At 53.2% G+C, this 12,952-nt stretch carries 6 protein-coding genes; 4 read left to right on the forward strand and 2 right to left on the reverse strand.

Annotation, left to right across the window (positions count from 1 at the left end; all coding sequences use genetic code 11):
- Positions 1-195: 195 nt before the first annotated feature.
- Positions 196-4,122, reverse strand: coding sequence for a DUF3683 domain-containing protein (locus A1332_RS07620; protein WP_064007915.1), 3,927 nt, complete (start codon positions 4,120-4,122; stop codon positions 196-198).
- Between the two features lie 97 nt (positions 4,123-4,219).
- Entirely contained in the window at positions 4,220-5,887 is a 1,668-nt protein-coding gene (locus tag A1332_RS07625; RefSeq protein WP_064007916.1) for a serine/threonine-protein kinase, read from the reverse strand.
- A gap of 302 nt (positions 5,888-6,189) precedes the next feature.
- Here A1332_RS07625 and A1332_RS07630 point away from each other — a divergent pair, with 302 nt between their 5' ends.
- The 4 genes from A1332_RS07630 (at position 6,190) to A1332_RS07645 (ending at position 12,937) form a co-directional block, all read left to right on the forward strand.
- Positions 6,190-7,938 carry a DVUA0089 family protein gene (locus A1332_RS07630; protein WP_064007917.1) on the forward strand — a complete coding sequence of 583 codons (1,749 nt, stop codon included), beginning with the start codon at positions 6,190-6,192 and terminating at the stop codon, positions 7,936-7,938.
- A 97-nt stretch (positions 7,939-8,035) separates the two neighbouring features.
- The gene (locus tag A1332_RS07635; RefSeq protein ID WP_064007918.1) at positions 8,036-8,848 is read left to right on the forward strand and encodes an alpha/beta fold hydrolase; all 813 of its coding nucleotides are present in this window, start codon (positions 8,036-8,038) and stop codon (positions 8,846-8,848) included.
- A gap of 68 nt (positions 8,849-8,916) precedes the next feature.
- A complete protein-coding gene (locus A1332_RS07640) occupies positions 8,917-11,178 on the forward strand; it encodes a caspase family protein (RefSeq protein WP_064007919.1) in 2,262 nt (753 codons plus the stop codon).
- A gap of 310 nt (positions 11,179-11,488) precedes the next feature.
- Positions 11,489-12,937, forward strand: coding sequence for a hypothetical protein (locus A1332_RS07645; RefSeq protein WP_064007920.1), 1,449 nt, complete (start codon positions 11,489-11,491; stop codon positions 12,935-12,937).
- Positions 12,938-12,952 lie beyond the last annotated feature (15 nt).

The raw sequence follows: 12,952 nt of genomic DNA on the forward strand, positions 1-12,952 counted from the left end.
ATAGCTCAGTTGGTAGAGCACGACCTTGCCAAGGTCGGGGTCGCGAGTTCGAGTCTCGTTTCCCGCTCCAAATTTAAAAAGCCGCGATTTATCGCGGCTTTTTTATTGTCCGAAGATAAGGACATTCCTCATCATCGACAAATGAGAAAGCAGAGCCGACTGAAAAATCAGCCGGCCGCCCTCGACAGCACTACCTCATACCAAAACCCGCTCAATACCGCCTTTACTGACCCGATCCAAATACCCGGTCATCCAGTTATTACCCAACACATGCTTGGCGATTTCCACGACGATGTAATCGACTTCCATCTGATCAACTTCGTCTTCGAACCGCTGCAAACCTTGCATGCACGACGGACAGGAGGTCAACATCTTCACCGCACCGTCGTAGCCATCAGCCCGCAATTTGGCGGTATCTTTCTGCAATTCTTCCGCCTTACGAAACCGAATCTGCGTGGAAATATCCGGCCGCGCCACCGCCAAGGTACCCGACTCGCCGCAACAGCGCTCGGATTTGGCAACCGGCGCGCCAATCAACTGATTGACCACTTTCATGGGGTCTTGCTGCTTGAACGGGCTATGACACGGATCGTGATATAGATAACGTGCACCATTCACCCCTTCCAGCCTGACGCCTTTTTCCAGCAGATATTCGTGAATATCGATCAAGCGGCAACCGGGAAAAATTTTCTCGAATTCGTAATCCTGCAATTGATCCTGGCAAGTACCGCAGCTGACTACTACCGTTTTGATATCCAGATAATTCAGCGTATTCGCCACGCGATGAAACAATACGCGATTATCGGTAGTGATTTTCTGCGCCTTATCGAACTGACCGCCGGCGCGTTGCGGATAGCCACAGCACAAATAACCGGGCGGCAAAACGGTTTGCACGCCAATCTCGTACAGCATCGCCTGCGTCGCCAATCCGACTTGCGAGAACAAGCGCTCGGACCCGCAGCCGGGGAAATAAAACACCGCCTCGGAATCGGTGCCGGTTTTCGTGTGATCGCGAATGATGGGCACGATTTGTCCATCTTCGATGTCCAGCAACGCCCGCGCCGTTTTCGTCGGCAAGTCTCCGGGCATTTTGCGATTCATGAAATGAATCACCTGCTCGCGCACCGGCGGCTTGCCGACCGTGGCCGGCGGCTGGGCGATCTGGACTTTGCTCCAAGGTTTTAACAGCGTATTGCCGATGCGCTGGACTTTGTAAGTCCAATCGATCATCGCCGTGCGCATGGCCTTGACCGTGTTCGGGCTGGATGCGGTCAAAAATGCGATGGCCATCGTTTTGGCCGGATTGAAACTTTGCTTACCCATCTTGCGCAGCAGATTACGCATATTCATCGACACATCGCCGAAATCAATATCCACCGGGCAAGGATTGAAGCATTTGTGGCAAACCGTGCAATGATCGGCGACGTCTTCGAACTCTTTCCAATGGGTAATTGAAATGCCGCGCCGGGTTTGTTCTTCGTACAAAAACGCTTCGATCAATAAGGAAGTCGCCAAAATTTTGTTACGCGGCGAATACAACAAATTGGCCGGCGGCACATGCGTCGAACAAACCGGTTTGCATTTGCCGCAGCGCAGACAATCCTTCACCGAATCGGAGATCGCGCCGATGTCGCTCTGCTGCATGATCAGCGATTCAAAGCCCATCAAACTAAATGAGGTGGTATAAGCCGAACGCAAGTCGGCGCCCGGCATTAATTTGCCACGATTGAAACGGCCTTCCGGGTCGATGCGGTTTTTATAAGCGTGAAAATCCGCCAATTCTTCTTCAGTCAAAAACTCGTATTTGGTGATACCGATACCGTGCTCGCCGGAAATCGCCCCGCCCAGCGAACGCGCCAAGGCCATGATCCGCGCCACGGCGGCATTGGCTTCTTGCAGCATTTCGTAATGATCGGAGTTGACCGGCAGATTCGTATGCACGTTGCCGTCGCCGGCATGCATGTGCAGAGCCACGAACACGCGGCCGCGCAGGACCTCTTTATGCAAAGCCTCGATGCGCTCGACGATGGGCCGGAAATTATCGCCTTCGAAAATTTCCCGCAAGCGTGGTAGTAATTCCTGCTTCCACGACACCCGCAACGAATAATCCTGCAAGCGATGAAACAGAATCGGCTCGGCGGCGCGATTGCTCAATTCGCCGACCTGGATACCTTGTGACTCGAAGGCTTTTTCGGCTTCGGCCAACGGCAAATCCAGACTGTCGTATACCCATTGCCAACGCGTTTTTACCGTGCCCACCGCATCCAAAGCCAAGGCTCGACGCTCGTCCAGCAGTTCGGACTTATTCACGCCTTCCTCATAGGCCCGCAACGGCAGATCGCCGCTCAGCAATTCGGTTAAGGCCCGGCACAAGCGCAATTTATTGTTTAACGACAATTCGATATTGATACGCTCGATGCCGTCGCAATAATCGCCCATGCGCGGCAAGGGGATTACCACGTCTTCGTTGATTTTAAAGGCGTTGGTATGTCTGGCAATCGCCGCCGTTCGGCCCCGATCCAGCCAGAATTTTTTACGGGTTTCCGGATTGACCGCGATAAAGCCCTCGGCACCCCGCCCATTACATAGGCGCACTACTTCCGACGCCGCCATGGCCACCTGATTTTCGTCGTCGCCGACGATGTCGCCGATCAGCACCATCTTCGGCCGACCGTGGCGTTTGGCTTTGGTGGCATAGCCAACCGCTTTCACATAGCGTTCGTCCAGATGTTCCAGACCGGCCAGCATTACCCGATTGGTACCCTCTTTCGGTAAGTCGGCCAGATAGTCGCGAATCTCGACGATCGACGGCACCGCTTCCCGCACCTGCCCGAAAAACTCCAGGCAAAACGTGCGGCTAACCGGCGGCATTTCGTGCAGAATCCAGCGCGCGGAGGTGATGATGCCGTCGCAACCCTCTTTTTGAATCCCTGGCAGACCGCCGAGAAACTTGTCGGTGACATCTTTACCCAGACCGGTCTTGCGGAAAAAACTGCCGGAAATTTCCAGGGTTTCTTCACCCAGCAATTGCTTGCCGCCGGCATCGAAGCGTTTCAGCAGAAAACCGGCTTTGTCTTGCTCGTGGATCTTGCCCAGATTGTGATTCAGGCGCTCGACTTCCAGCCAATTACCGTCCGGCGTCACCATCCGCCAGGAGGCCAGGTTGTCCAGCGCAGTCCCCCACAGCACCGCTTTTTTCCCACCGGCGTTCATCGCGATATTGCCGCCGATGCAGGAGGCATCAGCGGACGTTGGATCGCAGGCGAACACCAAGCCGGCCTGTTCGGCGGTTTCCATCACCCGTCTGGTCACCACACCGGCTCCAGTATGAATCGTCGCATACGAGCACTCCACGCCCGGCAATAGTGTATGCCGCTCCACCGCCCCCATTGCCAACAGCTTTTCGGTATTGATCACCGCGGAATATGCATTGAGAGGCACTGCACCGCCGGTGTAACCCGTGCCGCCGCCACGTGGGATGATAGTCAGGCCAAGTTCGATGCAGCCGCGCACCAAATGTCCGACTTCGTCTTCGGAGGTCGGGTACAGCACCACAAACGGATACTCGACTCGCCAGTCAGTAGCATCGGTAACGTGACTGACGCGAGCGAAGCCGTCGAAACTGATATTGTCCTTGCGGGTGTATTGCGAAAGTAAGGTCCGCACACTCCGGCGCAGTTGTGCGGTGCGTTCGAAATGGGCTTCGAATTCATTCACCGCCTGATGCGCGGCGGCGATCAATTGCGCTACGCGCTCAGCCCGCTCGGCGTGCTGGCTTTCCAACTCGGTTTGCCGGCCTTCCATCTGCCCCAAACGATGCCGCAAGGCTTGCAGCAAGGCGCGCCGCCTTTTACCGTTGTCGAGCAAATCGTCTTCGAGATAAGGATTACGTTGAACCGCCCAAATGTCGCCCAACACTTCGTAAAGCATCCGCGCGGAACGCCCGGTGATCCGCTCCTCGCGCAACGAATCAAGCACCCACCACATGTCTTCGCCAAGCAGGCGAATCACGATTTCGCGATCAGAAAACGAGGTGTAGTTATAAGGAATTTCCCGCAGTCGCGCGGGCGTTGCATCATCGGATACAGGGAATAATTGAGAAGCCACTGGTAATCGGCGCATAGGAAGTCATAATGCGCCGAATTCTAGCATGGCAGCGGATGAGGCATGATCGAAAATCAGCTCACAAACCGCGAAATATCTGAGGTTAATCGCTTTGCTAATTGAATCTGAGCTTATCTCGCAAACTCTGCAAGCCCTTGTGCACAGGATTAACTTCCAAGCCTTCCTGCACTTTTTTCAAGGCCTCCGAGCGGTCGTTCTTTTCGTAAAACTCCCACGCCTGTTGTTCCAGCGTATCGGCGATTTTATTGATACCGTCCACAGCCGCTTTATTATATGGATCGATTTTCAAAACCTCCTGGTAGGCCCAGAACGCGTTGCTACCGGTCGGCGCAGTGAGATAGCCGACATCGAAATGAATATCCGCCAACTCCAGCAAATCTTTGATTTTCTGATTTTGCTCCGGGCTTAATTCCACAGCAACCTTCACAACCTCGGTATTGGTATTTTTTTCGTTTAAGGTCCAATAGACATTCAAGCCAATTAAACAGGCAATAAACAATGCTGTCGACCATAAGCCGTAATATACCGAGGTATGCGGACCGATGGCCGTTAAAAACTCATCAATATTGGCGCTGCGATCCTCCTGCCTAAAGGCCAAAGCCTTTTGTAATCCTTTCCATTGCCGCCGCTTTAGCTGAGTGATGGGCTTGGGCTGCAAATTGACTTCCATGGCTTTTTCCGCCGACAAACGGCCGAACGGATGCTTGCCGCTTAGCAATTCGTAGGTAATACACGCCAAGGCATAAATATCGTCGCGCGGGTCCGGATCGCTATTTTGCAGTTGTTCCAGACTGGCATAGGCCGGGGTCATGGCGCCCAACGAACGGGCATTAAATATCGTCGCGTCGTGACCGTCTTTTTCACTACGACCGATGGCGCAGGCGATCCCGAAATCCAGTACTCTGATTTCGCCGTCGTCGCCGATAAATACATTGCCCGGTTTAAAGTCGGAGTGAACGATATTTTTTTTATGCGCGTGCGCCAATGCTTCTGCCATCGCACTGATGATAGGCCAGGCTTTTTTGAAGGGTAATCCGCTATCGACATGCTCGCGGATCAAATGACTGAGCGGCTTGCCCTGCAAGTACTCCATCGACATAAACACGTGAGTGCCGTCCCGATCAAAGTCGTAGACTTTGATGATGTTGGGGTGAGACAGAGTTTGCGCGCGCTTGGTCTCGCGCTGCAAGGCCACCAGCGCCATCGGATTGAATTGAAAATCCTGGTTCAGCACCTTTAAAGCCACGAACGGCTCTTTATCCGACGCCTCCACTTTGCGCAAATCGGTGGCTTTAAACACCATCCCCATACCGCCCACCCCGAGCAGCTCTTCGAGTACAAAACGGCTTTTCAAGGTACTGCCTACTGTCAGCTCGGCGCGCGGCTGCGAGGGGTCCAAGCCTTGCAATAAGGATTCGGTCGTCAGCGTAGGTGTTTGCGTAGCGGGTGAAACAGGCAGTATCGTCGCCGTTTTAGCCGGCGCGGAAACTACACTGGTCTCATCGTCTTGAACGGATACCCGCGAGGGCGCAATTTTGGTTTGATCGCCGGCAATCCGCGTTTCGTCTTGCATAGCAGATTGCAACCCGCGGTAAACATCCGCGCCAATTTTTCCGCTTCGAAATTCGTTTTCCAAGAATTGGCGGGCTGCATCTAAAACCTGTTCGGGTTCCAAGCTCAAAGCGGCCGCCACGGCCAACAAATCTTCATAGGCTATTTGAGCCTGCTGAAAGGCTTTCAATGCGAGCTCGAATCTGGACATGGCAAACAACAGTCAGGGAAAGTGTAAGGATTTTAGCCGAAGAGCTTGTTCGTGTCGCTGCAATTGCCCTTTACGGGTTAAAAACCTCCAACGCCAAAATCGCCCGCCCAAGCCCGGCAATTCACTCCGCTACTACATTTGCTAATTCGTAGGAATGACGGTCATAAGAAATTTACGTACCACAATAGAGTATGAACAAGCCTAATTGGCCGATGCCGACTCTCCAGGCAAAATTTAATTACTATTGAAAACATTGACATGCATCTATAATAAGTCGCAGAAACTATTTCGGATAAATGCTCATGAAATCACTGTTTTTTTTTGAACCCCTCTGTTCTAAAACCGCCTTTGCACGATTGAGCAAACGCCAATCCCTAACAGCAAGCTCATTAGCCGCATTGCTGCTGGCTTCGCCACTCGCCATGGGTTTGGAATTCGCGAGCGGGACATTCAATCTTACCGGCTCAGGCGCGGGTTCAGTCGGTTATCTGCCCTTTTCGCTAACGCAAACTACTTTGGTCGATATTGCCACCAGCGGCCCTACAACGGACCCCTATATTTACCTGCTGAACGGCACCGGCAATTTTACCAGCCTCTCCGTGCTTACTGCGGACGACGACGGCTGTAGCCAAATAGACTGCGGTGCGGCAGGCGCCTCTCCGGATTATAACTCGCTGATTAACGACTACCCCTTAAGCCCCGGAAGTTACACGGTGGCAGTAGCAAACTTCCCATTTTCGTCAACCGATGCTATCGCCGGATCCAATATAAACAGCAACACCGGCAACCTGTTGTTGATAGTCGGCGACTCAGGGCTGATCATTCCCGGTACCGGCACCGGCTCGGGCAGTGCAAGGTTGATTAGCTACGCGGGCAGCGGCGGGGCAGTCATTTCGCAATCGCAAATTATCGAATCCACCTCTAACGCCAGCGCGACCTCGCTGGCAATCAACAGCTTGTGCGCCTCCCCCACCAGCTCCGCTGTCATTAGCGACTGCGCCAGAATCGCCGGCCTGAGCGCGGCCGCCAAAGCCGACGTTATCGATCAAATCACTCCGGAAGAGATTAATACGATTGCAGCCACCACGGTTGCCACCTCGCGCGCCAATTTCAGCAGTGTTATGGACCGCATCGCGACCTTGCGAGCCGGCAATGCTGGCGGCATCAATCTGGGCGGCACCAAAATCGGTGGCGCCAGCGGAGATGAACTGCCGGAAATATTCCAACGTCTCGGCATCTACGGCAATATCGACGGCAGTTTCGGTAGCCGGAACCGCTCCGCCAACGAACAGGGTTACAGTTTCGACAACCAAGGGGTAACGGTCGGTGCGGATTATGCGGTCACCGACAATTTTTTTGTGGGTCTGGCATTTAACAACGCTCACAACAAAGCCGATTTCAGTAACCGCGCCGGTCAGCTTTACACGGCGGCTTATACCGGCTCGCTATACAGCACTGTCAATATTCAGGATTTTTATATCGACGCTTTAGCCAGCGTTGGCGGCATCGATTACGAATCCGAGCGGGCCATGAGTTTTTTCAACACCGCGGCGAAAGGCAGCACCTCGGGCATGCAGTATGCCTCCAGCTTGGGCGCGGGTTATAACTATCACATAGACCAGGTGGTGGTCGGGCCGTATATCGGTTTCGACTACGCCAAAACCGAAGTGGACGGCTACCGCGAATCCGGCGGTGCCAGTTTCGGCACCAGCTATGGCAAACAAAACATAGAATCCATGCTGACGAAAGCCGGCGCCAGGGCTTCCTATGCCTGGAGCTTGCCCTGGGGCGTAATCGTGCCGCAAGTTAATGCCGAATGGGTACATGAATCCAGCTATAACGCCCAAGTCAGCGTGGTACGGTTCGTGCAAAACAATGCCGGCTTCAACATCCGCTCCGACAATCCGGACCGCGATTTCATGCAACTTGGGTTTAACGTGGCCGGTCAATTTGCCGATGGCATGTCCGCTTTCGTGGCCTACAACACCATCATTGATCGGGAAAACGTTTCAAACCACGCCTTTTCCAGCGGTTTGCGGCTGTCGTTTTAAACCCGCCGGGCAAACGAATACACTGGGTCGATTGCCAGTCGGCCCCACGCTGCAAGCCTCGCAAGCAGCGTGAACTCTTCCGAATAGCATTTACTTCATGCCTGTCGAGCGGCTACATTTGCTGATTAAACTGAGTCTGCTGCTTTTCCTGGCAGCTTGCAGTACACCGGCGATGCGCCTGCATGATCAAGCCATGACATTCGGCTTTCAGCCCCTAGAAATTGAAGCCGCCGGATTCAAACTAAGCTCTTTTAGCCATTTGCCGCTCTCAGCCGGCAAACGCCTGCATGTTTACCTCGAAGGTGACGGCCGCCCTTGGGAACGTGGACTGTTTCCGGCCGCAGACCCGACTACCCGCACCTCCACCGTTCTGACATTAATGGCTTCCGACCCCGAGCCGGCTTTGTACCTGGGACGGCCATGCTACAACGGCCACGCCGACGATCCCGGCTGCTCGCAAAACTTGTGGACCGGCGCCCGCTACGGCGAACGCGTGATAGCTTCTATGACCCAAGCACTAACAGAATTCTGCACACTAAACGGTTACCGCGAAGTGGTATTGATCGGCCATAGCGGCGGCGGCACACTGGCGCTACTGATAGCCGAGCGATTGCCGCAAACCGTCGCGGTGGTGACACTGGCAGCGAATTACGACATTGATATTTGGGCCGATCATCACGGCTACCAGCGCTTGAGCGACTCGCTAAACCCGGCTAAGCGCGCCGTCAAAACCGGCATCGCGGAATGGCATCTGCTAGGCCAGCGCGATAACAACATTCCACCGGAATTGTTCCAACAAGCCCTACGGCAACGCCCCAACAGCAAGGTCGAAATCGTCGATGCCGATCACGGCCATGGCTGGCAAACCATTTGGCCGCAAATGTTAAAACACCTGGAGCACCTGCCCTAGTCATTTGCGGGCTAGCGGATTTCTGCTATGGTTGCCGGATAAAACCATTCATTCTAAGGCGGCACACCATGGCTACACAAAGAGTATTGAACCGTACGCTCGCATTGGCAATCGGCGGCATTTTAATGTCCGCATGCGCCCGCGATGTCAGCCAGGACGAAATGGCCAAGGCTACCGAAGGCTATATCGTGGCCGACACCAGCAAACTGTTTGTAGTCGATTGCTTGCTGCCCGGACAGGTACGCAAACTCGGCTCGCAGATGACCTATCTCAGTGCCCGCCGCCCGATTCGTACTACCGCCGCCGATTGCGAAGTACGCGGCGGCGAATATGTTGCGTATGATCGCGCCAACTACGCCAGCGCCTTAAATATCTGGCTACCCAAAGCCCAGGAAGGCGACGCCGCCGCCCAACTGTATGTCGGCGAGATTTTCGAAAAAGGTCTGGGCACGCAAGCCGACTATAAAGCCGCCGCGCAGTGGTACGAAAAAGCCGCCAATCAAGGTAACTCTCAAGCGCAGTTGAACTTGGGTCATCTTTACGAAAAAGGCCTGGGCGTTACCGAAGATAAGGAAGCCGCACTGCGTTGGTATCGCAAATCCGCAGGCCTTGAGGACGCCGGCATCCAGTTTGCACCAGCCGTGAATGCCCAAGCCATTGCCAACAGCGAAGAATTGGCCACCTTGCGCAGCGAAGTAGCCGAATCCCGCCGCGAAGCGGAGCAGCTGCGCGAGCAACTGCAAAGCACCCGTCAGCAAACCCTGGATCAACAGGAAAATCTGCGTAAGGCTCAAGGCGAGTTGGAAGCCTTGCGTAACAAACTGCAACAACAAAAATCCGTTACGCCTAGCGGCTCCAGCGATATTGAATCGCTGGAAAAACAATTGCGCGAAAAAGAAAGCCAGTTAAAAGACCAACAAGCCAAATTGGGCAGTTTGACGCAATCTCTCAGCCAGGAAAGACAGCGCATGAAACGCGAGTTGGAAGCGGCGCGCCAGCAAAGCCCCAGTGCTAAAGCCGTTGAAAGCAAAACTAACGATATTGAAAACAAGCTCAGCGAGAAAATCGAAACCTATCAAAAACAATCCGCGGAACTGACCGGCTGGCTAACATCATCGGACAAGCTGGATAGAAATCAAATAGATTTGCGCAAGCAGGCCTTGCAACAGCAAGCCAAGGAAATTGCCGCACTGAAAGAAAAACTGCAACAACAAAGCTCAAATCTGGTGGCCAGCGGCAACGGCCCCAACATCGAATTGCTGGAACCCGCGGTCACCGTCACCCGGGGTATACCCAGCATCCAGTTTGGCTTGGGCGAAAGCAGCAAACGTATTGTCGGCAAAATCGACGCAGCCACCGGCCTGAGCCGCTTGCTGTTGAACGACAAGGCAGTGAAAGTCGACGCCAATGGCCGTTTTGAAACCGACGTTAGCTTAAAAGGCGAAGAAACCTTGGTGCGCATCGTCGCTACCGACAAACGCAACCAGAGCAGTGACTTGAGCCTGCGCCTGCTGGCTTCCGGTAACGCAGCAGAGGCAATATTTCCGAGCAGCAACGGCAGCGAATTGAAACGCTCCGGCGATATTCAGTTCGGCAAATTCTACGCAATCATCATCGGCAATAACGAATACGGCGCTTATCCATCCTTGAAAACACCCATCGCCGACGCCAAAAGTCTGGAACTGTTGTTACGCGAACGCTACGGCTTTAAAACCAAGCTACTGATCAATGCCAATCGCCACGCGATCATGTCCGCGTTTAACGAACTGAATCAAAAACTCACCGAACAGGATAATTTACTGGTCTATTACGCCGGCCACGGCGAAATAGACAAGAAAAGCCAGACGGCCTATTGGCTACCAGTCGATTCAGAAACCGGCAATAGCGCCAACTGGATTTCCAGCCAAAGCATCACCGAGTTTTTGAGCATCATGCCGGCCAAACATATTATGGTAGTGGCCGATTCCTGCTATTCCGGCGCGTTGACTGGTTCTGCGGTAGCAAAATTGCCGGAAGGCATGGACGATGCCAAGCGCGAACGCTGGTTAAAAGCCATGAACAGCCGAAAAGCCCGCACCGTGCTGACTTCCGGCGGGGTGAAACCGGTAATGGACCAAGGCGGCGGCGACCATTCGGTGTTCGCCAATGCGTTTTTGAAAGTATTGCGCGGCAACAAACGCATCATCGAGGATTACGACATCTTCCGGGATGTGGCCAATCAAGTAAGAGCGTCGGCGGCACGCGGCGGTTTCGAACAAATGCCGCAATATGCCCCCTTGCAGCACGCCGGCCACGAAGGCAGCCCGTTCTTTTTCGTACCGGAAGTTTAGAAGGATTGGCTATTCCGATTGAAAACCGCCACCCATTTCGATAGGGTGGCACCAGAGGCGAGCAAGGTCATTGGGAACCGGCGAATTGCGAAATCGACCCCAAGCGGACACTTCAACCATCGGGCATCGTATGGCCGGTTATCGACGAGACTGCAGACTTTATCAGCCGATGCTTGCAAGCGTAAGTTAGTGCCCATGGGCGGAGCTAGTACGCGATACTTCCGGTATCCAGCGGTCGTGCTAGCAATGTGCTCAACCGGTTTTATGTATACTTCCAAACGAAATTGAAGAGCGCAGACGAGAAAGTCAGATGGCAAATAATTCAATACCTAGAGCTCGTGCCTTCTGGGAAGCACAGGATTACATGAGCGCGGTGAGGGTGGGGCTTAAGATCGTAGTGCCATCTAAGTACAAGACTTCCAGCCATTTTGCCGAAGTTTTTATTAATATTGCCTATGCGCTATTCAGCGCGTCTCAAGCTAATCTATTCAATGAATTTAAGCGCATTTTCCCAAAGTATATGGCGATCGTCGCGCCGAGGGGTGATGTTGAACCTCCTATTGGATATCACAATCATGCAGTCTTGATGCAACATAACTTATGCGCGACGATTTTTCAGTATTACGTGGACATACGCTCTATCAATGAAGTAAGAGAGGCAGCAGCACTACTCGTGAAATTTTCCGTTCTCGCGCCTAACCCATTGCTGCTGGAAGAACACAACGCAAAGCTTTTGGAAATGGCACGCCTCATCTTAACGGGGAAAGACGCTTACTTTATTGTCGGCTTCAAACTTCCGTTTGCTCTACCCGTCCCTGATGGTAGGTACGAAATGGCGCATACGGTCGGCAAAACGACGATTGCCATCGAGGGCTTCATGGCTGATGACGTGTCCTCTAGGGTGGATGATCGATATTTTTCACGAGTGGAAGTCACCATAAGAGGGTTCACTTGCACTGACAACTATTGGAATGGTCCCGACATCGATAGTGAGCATCAAGAACCACGAAATTGCCGTCTTGCTCTCTCGGTCGTGAATCGCGTTGTTCTGGAAGCGAAGTTAGCGAATGAATCACTACGGATTGTCATGGCTTCTCAGCGCGACATTGGCAACATCGTGACGACGCAGTATGACGGTGATGGTACCGAATTTCATCTATCGATTGGGTTGACGTTCGGAGGCTTCGCTCTGGTAGATACCCTGTCGCGGCAGCAGGTTACTGCTGTGCAATGTAAACTTTTGTCCGAGCGACTGTCGCTCGAAGAGATGGCGTTGTATGAAAGTCTGTATGCCCAAGCGCTGATCCAGCGAGATACTGATAACGTGGCCGGAGCGTACTATCTGTTGAACTCTGCAACAGAAGCAATGATTGACTGTTTCCTGTATTCATTGTGTGAGAAAACCGAGTTGTCCAATGAACTTGAACGCTTTTTGTTGGGGGAATCGATCTGCGCCACCTGCAAGCTATTCAAGGAGTCGCCGAATTTAGTTGACCTGCCGCGCTCGGCCAATCCACCATCGCCGTTTCAACGCCTGAAGTTTCTGCAGGAGTTAAAAATCGCTAAGAATTCTGATGTGCGGCGCCTTTGCAAATTACTTGCGATCATTCGCAACGACAGCATGCGCAATGATCTTAGTCACGGAAGAAAAGGCGGCATTCCTACAGTTGCAGTCGACAAAGCGATAGCAGCATTTCGTGACCTCAGATACGTTTTTCAGGAGTTGGAGCAGGTGAATGAACAAAACATCCGAGATTAGCTCGTCGGATGCGGT

The organism is Methylomonas methanica, from assembly GCF_001644035.1.
Lineage (GTDB): Bacteria > Pseudomonadota > Gammaproteobacteria > Methylococcales > Methylomonadaceae > Methylomonas > Methylomonas methanica_A.

What these genes read in the sequence shown, in the direction of transcription:
- A1332_RS07620 (WP_064007915.1), bottom strand. Translation starts at nt 4,122, where the DNA reads ATGCGCCGATTACCAGTGGCTTCTCAATTATTCCCTGTATCCGATGAT.
- A1332_RS07625 (WP_064007916.1), bottom strand. Translation starts at nt 5,887, where the DNA reads ATGTCCAGATTCGAGCTCGCATTGAAAGCCTTTCAGCAGGCTCAAATA.
- A1332_RS07630 (WP_064007917.1), top strand. Translation starts at nt 6,190, where the DNA reads ATGAAATCACTGTTTTTTTTTGAACCCCTCTGTTCTAAAACCGCCTTT.
- A1332_RS07635 (WP_064007918.1), top strand. Translation starts at nt 8,036, where the DNA reads ATGCCTGTCGAGCGGCTACATTTGCTGATTAAACTGAGTCTGCTGCTT.
- A1332_RS07640 (WP_064007919.1), top strand. Translation starts at nt 8,917, where the DNA reads ATGGCTACACAAAGAGTATTGAACCGTACGCTCGCATTGGCAATCGGC.
- A1332_RS07645 (WP_064007920.1), top strand. Translation starts at nt 11,489, where the DNA reads ATGGCAAATAATTCAATACCTAGAGCTCGTGCCTTCTGGGAAGCACAG.